16 protein-coding genes are annotated in these 14599 nt (G+C 69.1%); 1 reads left to right on the top strand and 15 read right to left on the bottom strand.

What is annotated here, in order from left to right; all coding sequences use genetic code 11:
• Positions 1 to 42: 42 nt before the first annotated feature.
• From ACU5AX_RS08840 to ACU5AX_RS08790, 11 genes are all read right to left on the bottom strand, one after another.
• Entirely contained in the window at positions 43 to 369 is a 327-nt protein-coding gene (locus ACU5AX_RS08840; RefSeq protein WP_446690564.1) for a hypothetical protein, read from the bottom strand.
• Between the two features lie 53 nt (positions 370 to 422).
• Positions 423 to 1430, bottom strand: a complete 1008-nt coding sequence (locus ACU5AX_RS08835) for a chemotaxis protein CheB (protein WP_446690563.1) — start codon at positions 1428 to 1430, stop codon at positions 423 to 425.
• A 34-nt stretch (positions 1431 to 1464) separates the two neighbouring features.
• On the bottom strand, positions 1465 to 1908 hold the full coding sequence (locus ACU5AX_RS08830) for a chemotaxis protein CheW (protein WP_198353540.1): 444 nt from the start codon (positions 1906 to 1908) through the stop codon (positions 1465 to 1467).
• 24 nt (positions 1909 to 1932) lie between these two features.
• The gene (locus ACU5AX_RS08825; protein ID WP_198353539.1) at positions 1933 to 2298 is read right to left on the bottom strand and encodes a response regulator; all 366 of its coding nucleotides are present in this window, start codon (positions 2296 to 2298) and stop codon (positions 1933 to 1935) included.
• Between the two features lie 32 nt (positions 2299 to 2330).
• Complete coding sequence (locus ACU5AX_RS08820; protein ID WP_446690562.1) at positions 2331 to 2891, bottom strand: chemotaxis protein CheD; 561 nt, start codon at positions 2889 to 2891, stop codon at positions 2331 to 2333.
• The gene (locus ACU5AX_RS08815) at positions 2888 to 3907 is read right to left on the bottom strand and encodes a protein-glutamate methylesterase/protein-glutamine glutaminase (protein ID WP_446690561.1); all 1020 of its coding nucleotides are present in this window, start codon (positions 3905 to 3907) and stop codon (positions 2888 to 2890) included. Before ACU5AX_RS08815 ends, ACU5AX_RS08820 begins: the two co-directional genes overlap by 4 nt.
• Positions 3904 to 4785 carry a CheR family methyltransferase gene (locus tag ACU5AX_RS08810; RefSeq protein WP_446690560.1) on the bottom strand — a complete coding sequence of 294 codons (882 nt, stop codon included), beginning with the start codon at positions 4783 to 4785 and terminating at the stop codon, positions 3904 to 3906. Before ACU5AX_RS08810 ends, ACU5AX_RS08815 begins: the two co-directional genes overlap by 4 nt.
• Positions 4782 to 6956 carry a chemotaxis protein CheA gene (locus ACU5AX_RS08805; RefSeq protein WP_446690559.1) on the bottom strand — a complete coding sequence of 725 codons (2175 nt, stop codon included), beginning with the start codon at positions 6954 to 6956 and terminating at the stop codon, positions 4782 to 4784. The genes ACU5AX_RS08810 and ACU5AX_RS08805 overlap by 4 nt, the downstream gene beginning before the upstream one ends.
• Before the next feature lie 14 nt (positions 6957 to 6970).
• Entirely contained in the window at positions 6971 to 7243 is a 273-nt protein-coding gene (locus ACU5AX_RS08800; protein WP_198353534.1) for an STAS domain-containing protein, read from the bottom strand.
• A 27-nt stretch (positions 7244 to 7270) separates the two neighbouring features.
• Positions 7271 to 8698 carry a methyl-accepting chemotaxis protein gene (locus tag ACU5AX_RS08795; RefSeq protein WP_446690558.1) on the bottom strand — a complete coding sequence of 476 codons (1428 nt, stop codon included), beginning with the start codon at positions 8696 to 8698 and terminating at the stop codon, positions 7271 to 7273.
• Positions 8699 to 8978: 280 nt separating this feature from the next.
• Positions 8979 to 10403 (bottom strand): methyl-accepting chemotaxis protein, encoded by a 1425-nt coding sequence (locus ACU5AX_RS08790; RefSeq protein WP_446690557.1) that lies wholly within the window; start codon positions 10401 to 10403, stop codon positions 8979 to 8981.
• 193 nt (positions 10404 to 10596) lie between these two features.
• Here ACU5AX_RS08790 and ACU5AX_RS08785 point away from each other — a divergent pair, with 193 nt between their 5' ends.
• Positions 10597 to 11115, top strand: a complete 519-nt coding sequence (locus ACU5AX_RS08785; RefSeq protein WP_446690556.1) for a gamma carbonic anhydrase family protein — start codon at positions 10597 to 10599, stop codon at positions 11113 to 11115.
• On the opposite strand, the gene ACU5AX_RS08780 is transcribed toward ACU5AX_RS08785, so the two are convergent.
• The 4 genes from ACU5AX_RS08780 to hmgA are packed head-to-tail and all read right to left on the bottom strand — an operon-like array spanning position 11112 to position 14405.
• The gene (locus ACU5AX_RS08780) at positions 11112 to 12074 is read right to left on the bottom strand and encodes an alpha/beta fold hydrolase (RefSeq protein WP_446690555.1); all 963 of its coding nucleotides are present in this window, start codon (positions 12072 to 12074) and stop codon (positions 11112 to 11114) included. The genes ACU5AX_RS08785 and ACU5AX_RS08780 overlap by 4 nt on opposite strands.
• A gap of 59 nt (positions 12075 to 12133) precedes the next feature.
• Complete coding sequence (locus ACU5AX_RS08775) at positions 12134 to 12496, bottom strand: Rieske (2Fe-2S) protein (protein WP_446690554.1); 363 nt, start codon at positions 12494 to 12496, stop codon at positions 12134 to 12136.
• Positions 12493 to 13131 (bottom strand): maleylacetoacetate isomerase, encoded by a 639-nt coding sequence (gene maiA, locus ACU5AX_RS08770; RefSeq protein WP_446690553.1) that lies wholly within the window; start codon positions 13129 to 13131, stop codon positions 12493 to 12495. The genes ACU5AX_RS08775 and maiA overlap by 4 nt, the downstream gene beginning before the upstream one ends.
• Positions 13128 to 14405: a homogentisate 1,2-dioxygenase gene (hmgA, locus tag ACU5AX_RS08765; RefSeq protein WP_446690939.1), complete on the bottom strand. Its 1278-nt coding sequence runs from the start codon at positions 14403 to 14405 to the stop codon at positions 13128 to 13130. The genes maiA and hmgA overlap by 4 nt, the downstream gene beginning before the upstream one ends.
• Positions 14406 to 14599: the final 194 nt, after the last annotated feature.

Here is a 14599-nt window from a genome sequence, read left to right as displayed (position 1 = left end):
TTTGGCCTCCCCGCACAGGCCATACGCAGCGAAGCAACGAAATCAAGGGTCGTCAGTGATGCTGCCGGAATCTTCTGCCTGCCGATCGCGATATGCCTGCAACTTTGCTGTGAGGTCGTACGCCAAGCTTTCCAAAGTGATCGCGGCAACGCGCTGTTCGGCCGGCGCGGTGGAGCGCAGCACGTCGGCGATCGCCAATTGGGCCTGGGTGATGCGATCGATCGCCTGCAGGCTGTGCATATGCCGGCGCAGCGTGTCTGGGTGCCCGCCCAGGTCGAAGGCGAGGTCGGACAGCGATTGCGTCAGCTCCACCAGCCCGTCGGCCAGCGCCAGCGCCAGCGCCGGCTCGACGCCGTCGATCGGCGCCACGGCTGCCGCTGCCGCTGCCGCCGGGGCGGGATTGGGCCAGGCAGTGGCCACGGTCAGCGCTGGCACAGTTTGAGGATGCTCTTCGACAGCTGGTCGGCGGGCACCGGCTGGCTCGCGAGCTTGCGCTGCAGCGTGAAACCGTCGGCGCGGTTCTCGGCCGGGATGATGCTGTAGCTGCCGCCGCCCTGCAGCGCGCGGACGCCGGCGTCGCCGTCCTCGCCGTCGGCGCCGAGCACCAGTCCGATCGCTTCCGTGCCGCACGCCTTGGCGACCGAGGCGAACAGGATCGAGATCGACGGCCGCTCGCCGGCGACCGGATCGCGCGGCAGCAGGCGCAGCTTGCCGTTCGGCCAGCCATCGACGACGACATGCGTATCGCCCGGTGCGGCGAGGTAGATGGTGCCCTGCTCGATCGCCATGCCGTCTTCCGCCAGCACGATCCTGGGCGCGATCTCCGCCCCCAATTTGTCGATCAGTGTCGCGGCGAGGCCGTTGCCGAGATGCTGGACGACGATCGTCGGCGGGCAATTGGCGGGGAAGGTCCCGAACAGGTCGAACATCGCCTGGGTGCTCGATGCCTCGGCGCCGATCGCGACCAGCCGGCCGTTCCAGTCGAGCGGCGGCGCCGGCGGCGCCTTGGCGGCGGCGGCACGGACCGCGGCGCCCTTGGCGGCCTTGATCCGCTTGCCAAGCTTGGCGAGGATCTTGTCGAACTCCGCGGCGACGGCGACCTTGGGCTTGGGGAAACAGTCGATCGCGCCCAGGCGCAGCGCCTCGATCGACGCCTCTGCCCCCGCCTCGGTACGGGTTGAGAACATGATCACCGGCATCGGCCGCTTTTCCATGATCTCCGCCAGATATTCGAGGCCGCTCATGCCGGGCATCTCGACGTCGAGCGTCATCACGTCGGGGCGCAGGTTCTCGACCATCTGGCGCGCTTCGTCGGCGCCGTCGGCGGAACCGACCACGACGACGTTGGGGATGCGCTCCAGCGCCCCGGAGAGAAGCGCCCGCATCGTCAGCGAATCATCGACGACGAGAACCTTGGTGGCGGCGGCCATGACGAGGGTGTTCCTTCACACGTACGGTAAGAGGTCAGGCGAACTCGGCATAATCGGTGCTGCTGTCGATCAGGCGTTCCAGCGCAAGCACCAGGATCAGCCGCTGGTCGATCGTCGCCAGCCCCTCCAGATAGCTTGCCGCCGGCGTGTCGCCGAGATCGGGCAGCGGTTGCATACCGTCGTCGGGAACAGTCACGATGTCGTTAACGGCGTCGACGATAAGACCCTGTAATTGCTCGCCGATTTTCACGACGATGATGACGTGGCGCGACGACGGATCGGTCACGCCCCAACCCAGCCGGTGGCTGAGGTCGAGCACCGGCAGGACGACGCCGCGCAGGTTGACGACGCCGCGGACATGCGCCGGCACGTTCGGCAGCGGCGTCGCCGGCGACCAGGCGCGGATCTCGCGGATCGCCATGATATCGACGCCGAGCACCTGGTCGCCGATCTGGAAGGTAATGAGCTGGCGGGGCATGAAAGGCTCCTCGAAGGCGGAAGGTCAGTGCAGCACGCGGCGGATCGCCGCGGCGAGCTTTTCGGGATGGAAGGGCTTGACGATCCAGCCCGTCGCGCCGGCGGCCCGGGCGCGCTGCTTCTTCTCGTCGGAGCTTTCCGTGGTCAGCACCAGGATCGGCAGATTGCGATGCTGGTCCTGCTCGCGCACCCGCTCGATCAAGCCGAAGCCGTCGAGCCGGGGCATGTTGATGTCGGTGATGAGCAGGTCCGGGGTGGCGCCGTCCAGCCGCTCCAGCGCCTGGACGCCGTCCTCGGCCTCCAGCACCTGATAGCCTAGGTCGGACAGAGCCGCGCGCAGCAGCATCCGCATGCTGGGCGAATCGTCGACGGTCATGATCGTGCTGGTCACAGCTGGTCCTTTGCTGGGGAAGTTGGTGGCCATCAGAAGAACTCCACGTCGCCGAGGTCGGCGGGCGCGGCGGGGGCCGGGATGACGAGACGCGGGCGTTCGACCGGCCGCTCGCTGGCGATGCGGCAGCGGGCGAGGCCCAGCGTCGGGCGGAATTCGACGCGGCGCGCGCCATGGCCGCCGACATCCTCGCCGACCAGGGCGATCCGCTCGTCGCGCAGGAAGCGGCGGGCGAACAGCGCATTGGCCGCGCCGATGTCGCGGAAGCCGTCGCGTAGCGAGGCGCCGCCGTATAGCCGCGCCTTCAAATTGCTGCGCGTCGCGCCCATCGCGAGCATCGCGTTGATCAGCACCTCCATCGCATAGACGCCGTAGCGTTGCAGGGAACGCATGTCGGTCTCGCCGCCGCCCGGTTCGGCGAGCAGGAAGTGGTTGAGGCCGCCGACCTTGACCACCGGATCGTACAGGCAGGCGGCGATGCAGCTGCCGAGCACGGTGGTCAGCACCGCCTGCGGATTGTCGGAGACGCGCGTCTCGCCCTGCATCACGGTGATGCGGACCAGCCCGTCGGCGGCGCGGGGCAGGCCGCTCATGCCTTGCACTCCGCCATCAGCCGGGCAGCGATGCGTGGCAGCGACAGTTGCACCTCGATCCCGCCGGCCAGCCAGGCGGCCTGCGGCATGCCATAGACCACGCAGCTGTCCTCGTCCTGGCCGATGGTGCGACCGCCGGCGTCGCGGATCGCCTTGATCCCTTCCGCCCCGTCGGCGCCCATACCGGTCAGGATCGCCGCCACGGCGTCGCGGCCGTGCGTCTTGGCGACCGAATGGAACAGACGGTCGACCGACGGGCGGTGGCCGCTCATCTTCGGTCCCTCGACCAGGCGGCAGCGCGGCAGGCTGCCACCGGTCAGTTCGAGATGCTGCGCCCCGCCGGGGGCGACATAGACCTGGCCGACGGCGAGCGGTGCTCCCGGCCGCGCGACCGAGACGGTCGGCGCGGACAGTCGGTCCAGCCGCGCCGCGAAGGTCGGCACATAGGGTTCCGGCATATGCTGGACGATCAGCGTCGGCGGGCAATTGGCCGGAAAGCCGGAGAGCAGCTCGATCAGCGCCTCGACCCCGCCCGTCGACGATCCGACCGCGATCACCGCCCCGTCGCGCGGGGTGAAGTCGGTGGTGACCCGCGGCGTGGCGGGCGCGACCGCGCGGCTGCGCCGGCGGCTCCGTGCCGCCGCCTTGACCAGCGCATTCAGCCCCTCGCCGAGCTGGTTGCCGAAGGCGCGGCTGGGCTTTTCGTAGCAATCGAACGCGCCCAGTTCGAGCGCGCGGATCGTCGCTTCCGCCCCCTGGCCGGTCAGCGTCGACAGCATGACCACCGGCATCGGCCGCAGCCGCATGATCTTGTCGAGGAACTCGAGCCCGTTCATCCCTGGCATCTCGACGTCGAGCGTGATCACGTCGGGGTTGAGCGCCTTGATCATTTCACGCGCGGTGGCGGGCCCGTCGGCGGTGCCGACCACTTCGATCTCGGCATCCTGCGACAGGCTGTGCGCGATCATCGCGCGCATCGTCGGGGAATCGTCGACCACGAGAGCGCGGATCGTCATGCCGCCACCTTCTGGAAGGTGGTGCGGCCGACGCAGGTGAAGCGCGGCGCGACGCTGGGGCTGAGCCGTTCCGAATGGCCGATGTAGAGGAACCCGCCGGGGGCGAGCCGGTCGGCAAGCCGCGTCTGCAGCCGCTCCTTGGTTGGTTCGTCGAAATAGATCATGACGTTGCGGCAGAAGATCGCATCGAACGTGCCGCGCATCGGCCAATCCTCGAGCAGGTTGAGCTTGCGGAAGGCGCACAGCTCGCGAAGCAACGGATCGACCTCGACCTGATGATCAACGTCGCGCATCCAGGTGCGGCGCAGCGGCTCCGGCACGGTCTTGGCGGTGTCGGGCGCATAGCGGCCGGCAGCGGCGGCGGCGAGGATCTCGGTCGACAGATCGGTGGCGAGCAGGCGGAAATCGCTGCGCGCCAGTCGCTGGCCGACCCCGCGCTGCGTCCCGCACATCGCCATCAGCAGGGTATAGGGCTCCTCGCCGCTCGAACAGGCCGCCGACCAGATCCGCACCCGGCCGCGATCCGCCAGACGGCCGTCGAGTGCAGGCCAGGCATGTTCGAGGAAATGGTCGAAATGATGCGCCTCGCGGAAGAAGCTGGTGTGGTTGGTGGTCAGCGCGTCGATCGCCCGCTGGCGTTCCTCGGCGTCGCGATCGATGTGCGCGATATAGTCAGCGAAGCTGGTCAACCGGCAGGCGCGGACGCGCGGCGCCAGCCGCCCATAGACAAGCTGCGCCTTGCCCGGGGGCATCAGGATCCCCGCCTCGCCATAGACGAAGTCTGCGATGCGGCGATGGTCGTCGGCGCTGAACGCGAATTCCGTCGGGCGGCCGGCCGGCATCGTCGCGGGGCCGGGTCGGGCGGCGAGCGCGCTCATGCGGCGAGGCCCAGCGCCGGCGCGCCGTGACGCGGCTCACGCCGCCAGCGCGAGATCAGCGCATCGACGTCGAGGATCAGCGCGACACGCCCGTCGCCCAGGATGGTGGCGCCGGCGAGACCGGGGATCGCCTGGTAATTGGCCTCCAGGCTCTTCACCACGACCTGGCGCTGGTCCTGGATCGAATCGACCATCAGCACCGCCTGGCCATGGTCGGATTCGACCACGATCAGCACCGCGTCGGTCGGGTCCTGCACCGCGCCGGCAATGCCGAGCTGTTCGGCGATACGGTGGACGGGGACGTAGGAACCGCGCACGTCGAGCAGCGAGGCGGTCGGGCCGAGCACCTTCACGCCATCGCCGTCCGGACGCAGGCTCTCGACGATATGGCCGAGCGGGATGACGAAGGTCTGGTCGCCGACCGTGACGATCATGCCGTCCAGCACCGCCAGCGTCAGCGGCAGCGACAGCGCGAAGCTGGAGCCGTGGCCGAGATGCGAATTGATGCCGATGCGGCCGCCCAGCGCCTGCACGTTCTTGCGCACCACGTCCATGCCGACGCCCCGGCCGGAAATGTTGGACACGGTGGCGGCGGTCGAGAAGCCGGGGGCGAAGATCAGATTGTCGATCTCCTCCTCGGTCAGGATCGCGTCGGCGGCGATGATGCCGCGCTCCACCGCCTTGGCGCGGACACGCTTGCGGTCGATGCCGCGGCCGTCGTCGGCGACGGTGATGACGATGCGGCCGGAATGATGCGCAGCAGACAGCGTCACCACGCCCTCTTCGTCCTTGCCCGCCGCCAGCCGCTCGGCGGGGGTTTCGAGGCCATGGTCGACCGCGTTGCGGATCAGGTGGGTCAGCGGCTCGCCGATCCGCTCGACGACGGTCTTGTCGACCTCGGTCATCTCGCCCTCTATCTCCAGGCGGACGCGCTTGCCGGTTTCGACCTCGAGCTCGCGGATGATGCGCGGCACGCGGCTGAACACCGTCTTCATCGGCTGGGCGCGGATCGCCATGGTCGATTCCTGCATCTCGCGCGTCAGGTGATCGAGATCGGTCAGTTCCGAAATGCCGCCGAGCTGGTGCTCCGACAGGCGCTGCGCCAGCATCGCCTGGGTGATGACCAGTTCGCCGACCAGATTGACCAGCCGGTCGAGCTTGTCGAGATCGACGCGGATCGTCTGCACCGGCGCGGTCGCGGCGCTGCGCGTCGTGGCGGCGTCCGGCGCCGCCACAACGGCGGCGGGCTCGGCCGCCGGCACGGCCGAGGCGATCGGGACCGGGGCGGGCGTGGCAATCGGAGCGGGGGCCGGCTCGAAGAGCAGGTCGACCAGCGGCGCATCGTCAATGTCGTCCGCCGGCGCCGCGTCCGCACGGGTCAGAGTCAGCGCGACATCGTCCATGAATTCGAAGATGCCGCGGATGTCGTCTTCGGCGACGGAGCCCGGAATGTGCAGCTGCCAGCCGAGGTAGCTGCGTTCCGGATGCAATTCGCCGAGCGGCGGCAGCGCCGACAGGTCGACCGCGACCACCTCCCCGCCGAGTGCGGCGAGCTCGCGCAGCAGCAGCAACGGTTCGCCGCCGTGATCGAGCGCGCTGGGCCCGGGAGTGAAGTGCAACTGCCAGCCGTCGTCTGCCGCCCCGGCCGCGGGCGCCGGAGTCTCGCACAGGGCGAACAGGTCGTCGAAATCGTCCAGCGCCGCGGCGACCGGGGTGAAATCGTCGTCGGCGCTTTCTACGTCCACGACGACCGGCTCGAACACGGGCTCCGGCTCCGCTGCGACGGCGGGCTCGGGGGCATGCGACGCCTCGACCAGACGGGTCCGCATCGCGGCGTCATTGGGGGGCGTGGTGCCGTCGCGCGCCGCGGCGACATGGTCGCTCAGCATGTCGAAGGCGGAGACGATCGTGCCCAGCAGCGCCGGCGTCAGAACCAGCGTGCCGTTGCGGACCAGGTCGAGCAGCGTCTCATATTCGTGGGTGAAGCCCTGCAGCCGCTCGTGGCCGAAGGCGCCCGCGCCGCCCTTGATCGAATGGACCGCGCGGAAGATCGTGTTGATCGTCTCCGAATCGTAGGCGCCCTGGCGGACGGCGGCAAAATTGCCCTCCATCGTGGCGAGCCCTTCCTCGCACTCCTGGAAGAAGATTTGCTGGATCTCGTCGAGATTCATGGCCGTGTCTTCCTTCAGGCGGACGGGGCGAGGGCGGCGTCGAGCCGCGCGAGGGCGATCATCCGGTCCAGCGTCTCGCTGGCGTCGTCGATGCGGAAGCCGAGGCCGCGATCGATCGCACAGGCGCGTGCCGCCGCGAGCACCTGCAGGCAGGCCTGCCCGACCCGCGTCACCTCGCTGCCGCCGAGATGCAGCGCCTCGCCCCGCTCGATACGGGCGATCAGGTCGTGACGCAGCGGACCGGCGGCGGACGTGTCGAGCGAGGCGGGAAGCGGATGCACGGGCATGGTGGGCTTTCGTGTGCTGACGGGTGGTTAGAATTCGGACCAGTCGTCGCCGGCGAGCGCGACCGCGGCGCCCCCGCGGCGACCGCCACCGGCCGCCAGCGCGATGCGGCGGCCGGCGTCGGCGGCGCGCTGCTGCAGGCGATGCACCGGGCTGGCGGTGGTCGCGAGGGCAGCAGCGTCGCCGAGCCTGAAGCGGCCGACCTGGCGGGCAAGCTCGTCCGCTTCGGCGGACAGGCTGCGCGCGGCGGCGGTGGCCTGCTCGACCATGGCGGCATTCTGCTGGGTGACGCCGTCCATCTCGCCGACCGCGGTGTTGACCTGTTGCAGGCCGGTCGCCTGTTGTTCCGCGGCGGTGGCGATCTGGCCGACCAGGGTGCTGATCTCGCCGATCCGCGCGATGATCCGGGTCAGTGCGTCGCCGGTCTCGCTGACCAGCTGCACGCCCGATTCGACCTGCTGCGTCGAGGCCATGATCTTGGTCTTGACGTCTTTCGCGGCATCGGCGGAACGCTGGGCCAGCGCCCGCACCTCGCTGGCGACGACCGCAAAGCCCTTGCCGGCGTCGCCGGCGCGTGCCGCCTCGACGCCGGCGTTGAGCGCGAGCAGATTGGTCTGGAAGGCGATGCCGTCGATCACCGAGATAATCTCGCCGATCTCCCCCGCTGCGCGCTCGATGCCGTTCATCGCCTCGACCGCGCGAGCGACGACGCTGCCCGACTGTTCCGCCTCGGCGCGGGCCGCCTCGACGACGCCATTCGCCTTGGTGGCGCCGGCGGCGGTCTGGCGGACGGTCGAGGTGATCTCGTCCATCGCCGCGGCGGTTTCCTCCAGGCTGGCCGCCTGTTGCTCGGTGCGCTGCGACAGGTCGTCCGACGCCTGCAGAATGTCGCTGGACCCGTTGTGGATGCCGGTCGCGGCGGCGCTGACCGCCCCCATCGCCTCGAAGATCGCCGCCATGGCGGTGTTGAAATTGAGGCGCAGCGGCTCGAATTGCGTAGGGAAGGGCGCGTCAATGCGATAGGCGAGATTGCCCTGCGCCAGCTCACCGAGACCTTGGCCGAGGCCTTCGGCCATGTGGCGCTGCGCCTCGGCGGTGTTCGCCTCTTCCATGTTGCGGCGGAAGATCGCCATCGCCGTGGTCATCCGGCCGACGCAGTCGCGATTGTCGGTATAGGCGATCGGGCTGTGCAGATCCCCGGCGGCGAGCGCCTCCATGCGCACCACCGTGTCGACATAGGGACGACAGATGACGCGGCCGGCGAACAGGGTCGTGGCGACCATCGCGGCAACGGTGAGCGCGGAGACGCCGATTTCGATCAACGGCGAACTGTGGATCGCCCCCGTCGCGATCCCCGCGGTCACCGTGACCGCCGCCGCCCCCAGCGCCGTTTGCACCAGCCCGATGGTCCGGAATTTCACCCGGATCGGCGCGTGCCGTTCGAACCACCCCAACATCCCTGCCTCCTCGCTCCGCGGCCGGCGGCACGATGCCGACAGGCCATGAGCGGGGGAAAATTGCGGGCTTTGCTTAACGACCCGTTGAGCAACCAAATCGAGTGTAATCGGGTAGTTGGTCGACCAACTTCGTGCGTGGCGGCGCGGTCCGGCGCGGCGGGGCTGCCGCGGCGCTCCACCAGGATGGGCCGGGGCGATCCGAAATTGCCGATCAAAATTGGTGTATCGGATCATGGCCGTATCCTGACGAAAGCGCACGGAGTCGATTCGGAACGACGGATCAGAATTCCGACCAATCGTCCTCGGCAACCGCCACCGCGGCGCCGCCACGGCGGCCCCCCGCAGCGGAGCGGGCGATGCGCCGGCCGGCCTCGGCGGCACGCTGCTGGAGCTGGTGGACGGGCGCGGCGGGCGCGACGGCGCGATCACCGCCGATCTTGAACCGGGCGACCTGGCGAGCGAGCTCGTCGGCTTCGGCGGACAGGCTACGCGCGGCGGCGGTGGCTTCCTCGACCATCGCGGCATTCTGCTGGGTGACGCCGTCCATCTCGCCGACCGCGGTGTTGATCTGCTGCAGGCCGGTCGCCTGCTGTTCGGCGGCGCTGGCGATCTGGCCGACCAGCGTGCTGATCTCGACGATCTGGGCGATGATGCGGTTCAGCGCTTCGCCGGTTTCGCTGACCAGCTGCACGCCCGATTCAACCTGTTCGGTCGACGCCATGATCTTGGTCTTGACGTCCTTGGCGGCATCGGCGGAGCGCTGGGCGAGTGCGCGAACCTCCGAGGCGACGACCGCAAAGCCCTTGCCGGCGTCGCCGGCGCGCGCCGCCTCGACGCCCGCGTTGAGCGCGAGCAAATTGGTCTGGAAGGCGATGCCGTCGATCACCGAGATGATCTCGCCGATCTCGCTCGACGCGCGCTCGATGCCGTTCATCGCCTGCACCGCCCGCGACACCACGACGCCGGACTGTTCCGCTTCGACGCGGGTCGCCTCGACGACACTGTTCGCCTTGACCGCGCCGGCCGCCGTCTGGCGTACGGTGGCGGTGATCTCGTCCATCGCCGCAGCGGTTTCTTCCAGGCTGGCCGCCTGTTGCTCAGTGCGCTGCGACAGATCGTCGGAGGCCTGGCGGATGTCGCTCGCGCCGCTGTTGATGCCGCTGGTCGCCTCGGTCACCGCGGTCATCGCCTGGGTCACCGCCTCGAGCGCGCGGTTATAGTCGCTGCGCAGCCGTTCGTATTCGGACGGGAAGGCCTGATCGATGCGGAAGGTCAGGTCGTTGCCGGCAAGCCGGTCGAGCCCCTCGCCGAGCGCGCCGACCACCACCTTCTGCGCGGTGGCGGCATCGCGGACCGCCTCGGCATTGCGGCGGAACACGTCCATCGCCTTGGCCATGCGGCCGATGCAATCCTGGTAATCCGCATAGTGGATCGGCGAAGCGAGATCGCCGCTGGCGAGCCCTTCCATCCGCACGACGGTATCGACGTAGGGCGTGCTGATCAGCTTGCCGCTGATCAGGACGGTCGCGATGGTCAGCACGAACAGCCCAGTTTCGATCCCAACGTAATAGATCCACTGGTTGCTATCCGCTTTGGCGGCGAGATAGGTGGTGGCGATGCCGCATGCCGCCACGAGACCGTGGATTATCAGCAGCACCTTGAACTTTAGCCGGATTGGCGCGACTTTCTCAAACCATGCAAACATCGTCAGGTCCTCGGGGTTGGAGCGGGACGGTACCGTCGGCGATGCATGGGGGTCTCTCCGTCCCGCCTCTGGTCTCTAAGTCCGCTTTGGACGAAACACTTGAAGATCGGGTTAATCATGGCCGATTTGATGACTAACCTTGATTTGGTGCGAAACCGCACCGCGAGTTCATTATAGTGGTTGGATCGCGGACATGACGGTGCACAGCCTGGACGATCGTCGGCCCGTGGTGGCGAGTGACGCCTATGTGGCGCCGGGAGCACAGTTGATCGGCGCGGTTATGCTCGGCGCGCGCGCGTCGGTCTGGTTCAATGCGGTGATCCGCGGCGACAACGACCCGATCGTGATCGGCGCAGACAGCAACGTGCAGGACGGCGCAGTGGTGCATGCCGATCCCGGCGCACCGACGACGATCGGCAGCGAGGTGACGGTGGGCCACCGGGCGATCGTCCATGGCGCGACGATCGGCGACCGCAGCCTGATCGGGATGGGGGCGATCGTGCTCAACCGCGCGGTGATCGGTGCCGATTGTCTGGTCGGTGCGGGCGCGCTGGTGACCGAGGGCAAGGTCTTCCCACCGCGATCGCTGATCATCGGGTCGCCCGCGCGGGTCGCCCGGACGTTGACCGATAGCGAGGTGGCGGGGCTGCGCCTGTCCGCCGCCACCTATGTCGCAAACGCCCGCCGCTACCGTGACGGCCTGAGCGATTAGAGCCGGGCGGCGACGGTCCGGACGAAATCGGCGGTGACGTCCGGCTGGGTCACCGGCAGCATGTGACCGCCGTCGACCAGCATCAGGGTCGCGCGGGGAATTGCCGCGGCGGTGGCTTCGCCGTGCAGCGCAGGAGCAAGGATCGTGTCGCCGCGGCCGAACAGGATGCCGACCGGCATCGCCACGTCGGGATAGCGTGCGACGATCGCCGGCATGTCGCGCCCGCCCGAATCGAGGTCGGCGGCGGCGGCGGCGATATTGCCCGGCCGCTGCGACAGCGCGCCGCCGCCGCGGGTGGCGAAATCGGCCGGCGCGGGTTCGGGCGCGAACACCTCGCGCAGCGTTCGCTCGGCGACCAGCCGGCTCATCGGCGTGCCGACCGTCTGCGCGATCAGCCGGCGGAAGCCCGGCGGGATGGCGGCAAGCGCGCGGAAGGCGTCGGGCACCTCCTGTTGATGCTGGGTGAGCGGCGCGACCAGGGCGAGGCCGCCGATCGTCGCCGGCTCGGTGGTCGCCAGCGCCAGCGCCACGGCACCGCCGAGCGAATGGCCGACGACCAGCGGCCGCGTCAGACCGAGCGCGGCGATCCAGCGCGCCACGATCGCCGCCTGTTCGGCGATCCGCGGCTGCGCACCGCCATGGGCGATCGAATAGCCCGAGCCCGGCCGGTCGACGAGCAGCACGCGATGGTCCGCGGTCAGCCGCTCCGCCATCGCATAGGAGAAGTTGCGCAGCTGGCCGCCAAGGCCGTGGATCATCACGATCGGCGGCTTGGCGGAATCGCCGAGGTCGACATAATGGATTCTGGCGCCGGCGACCTCGCGGAACACGCCGTCTGCCGGCACCAGCCGCTCCGCCTCGCGCGCGACCCATTCGGAATAGCCGGCAAGGCCGAAGCCGGAGGCCGCCAGCGCGCCGCCGAACAGGGAAGCGAGATTGGGCCGATCACCAGGGGGCATGACATTCTCCGCGCGACGATCCGCTTATCATAGCGGCCAATGCTGCACCTGCGAAAGACTCAGGCGGTGACGATCGTTCCATCGATGATGGTCACCGGCCAGCCGGTCAGGCTCTGGCCGACACAGGGACCGCCGACGCATCGCCCGTCGTCGATGCGAAACAGCGCGCCGTGCCAGCTGCAGGCGATCATCGTGCCCGACGGCGTCAGATAGTCGTCGAGCCGCTGCGCCAGCGGCACACCGGCATGCGGGCAGCGGTCGACATAGCCGACGGCGCTGTCGCCGCGGCGGATGACGAAGCCGTGGAAGCGGCCGGCGCGCAGCTGCACCACGTAATTGCGCGCTTTGCCGTCCGGGATCGCGTCGAGCGGGCCGAGCGCGACGCCCGCCGGCGTCGCCGACAGCCGCGTGTCGGCGGTCATTGCGGATCGGCGTCGGGCTGCCGCGACGGATGCGCCGCCTGCACCGCGGGCAGCGCCGCCGCCGCCTCGCCCGCCGCGACCAGCGCCGGACAGGGGGCGAGATCGACGCCGAAGCGATGGGCCGAATAGAGCGCGGGAACGGTGTAGCAATCGGCGATCGTCGGCGCGTCGCCATAGGCGAAGCCGCGCCCGTCGCGCGCCACCGCCGCCTCGACCGCGGCAAGGCCGGTGGCGATCCAGTGGCGGTTCCAGTCGGCGATCGCCGCCTCGTCCGCCCCGAACCGCTCGCGCAGCGCCTGGTGGACACGCAGATTGTGCAGCGGATGGGTGTCGCCCGCGATCGTCGCGACCAGTGCGCGCACCGCGGCGCGACCGAAGGCATCGGCGGGCAGCAGCGGCGGGTGCGGAAAGCGCTCGTCGAGCCATTCGATGATCGCGCTCGACTGGGTCAGCACCTGTCCGTCGACCTCCAGCGCCGGCACCAGCTTGAGCGGATTGAGCTTGGCATAGTCCGCCGCCTTCTGCGCGCCGGTGCGCAGATCGTAATTGACCTGTTCATAGCCGACGCCCTTCAGCGCCAGCGCGATGCGCACGCGATAGGCCGCGCCGGAGCGCCAATAGCCGTGCAGGATCACGGCAGTTTGGCCTTGGGAAAGTCCTTCCACACCGCATCGTAATCGAGCTGCGCGTGGCTCAGCGCGTGCGCGGTGGGGACATAGGGCCAGCAGCTTTCGAGCATGAACGCCATCGTGCCGTCGATCTTGTGCGGCTTCAACTCCGCCGCCGACGCGCCCTGCCAACTGGCGAGGTCGGGACCGTGGCCCGCCATCATATTGTGCAGGCTGATGCCGCCGGGCTGGAATCCTTCTGCCTTGGCGTCATAGGCGCCGGTGATCAGGCCCATCGCCTCGCTCATCACGTTGCGGTGGAACCAGGGCGGCCGGAACGTGCCCTCGGCGACCATCCAGCGCGGCGGGAAGATGACGAAATCGGCGTTGGCGCGGCCCGGCACGTCGGACGGCGAGGTCAACACGGTGAAGATCGACGGATCGGGATGGTCGAAGCTGACTGTGTTGATCGTGTTGAACCGCGCCAGGTCGTAGCGCCACGGCGCGAGATTGCCGTGCCAGGCGACGACGTCGAGCGGGCTGTGGTCGAGCGTCGTCGTCCACAGGCTACCGAGATATTTCTGGATCACCTCGGTCGGCGCGTCCCGATCCTCGAACCAGGCGACCGGCGTCTCGAAATCGCGCGGGTTGGCGAGGCCGTTGGCGCCGATCGGGCCGAGATCGGGCAGGCGGAACAGTGCACCGTGATTTTCCGCCAGATAGCCGCGCGCCGCGCCGTCGGGCAGCGTGACCCGGAAGCGGACGCCGCGCGGCACCAGCGCGATCTGCCCCGGCGCGACGTCGATCCGGCCGAGTTCGGTGAACAGGGTGATCGGCCCGTGTTCGGGGATGAACAGCAATTCGCCGTCGGCATCCATGAAGACGCGGTCGGTCATGTCGCGGGTCGCGGCATAGACGTGGAGGGCGACACCCTCCAGCTCGGCCGGATCGCGGTTCGCCATCATCGTCACCAGGCCGTCGACGAAATCGGTCGGTTCGCTTGGCAGTGCCGCCGGGTCCCAGCGCAGCCGGTTGGGTGCGAGCGGCGCATCGACGGTGCCGGGGGCGAACAATCCGGCGCCCTGATAGCGCTGATAGGGCGGATGCTCCGCGGTGGGACGCATCCGGTACAGCCACGAGCGGCGATTCTCGTGGCGCGGCGCGGTGAAGGCGGTGCCGGACAGTTGCTCGGCATAGAGGCCGAAGGCGGGCCGCTGCGGCGAATTGCGCCCGACCGGCAGCGCGCCGGCTATGGCCTCGGTGGAGACGTGGTTGCCGAAGCCGGGGATGTAATCGGTCATGGGGTGGTGGTCGGTCATTGTTCTGGCTTCCTCTCCTGCTTCCACCACCCCGTCATTGTACCCCGCTCCTGCTCCGTCATTCCCGCGCAGGCGGGAATCTAGACTGGCTGACGGTGCGGCTCCATCGCCGGCGTTAGCGCGTCTGGATCCCCGCCTTCGCGGGGATGACGGTTACGGGATAGGGTTCAACTTCC

It is taken from the genome of Sphingomonas benefaciens, from assembly GCF_052907485.1.
The sequence above is the reverse complement of the archived record's forward strand: the minus strand, read 5'-3'. Positions and strand labels throughout refer to the sequence as shown.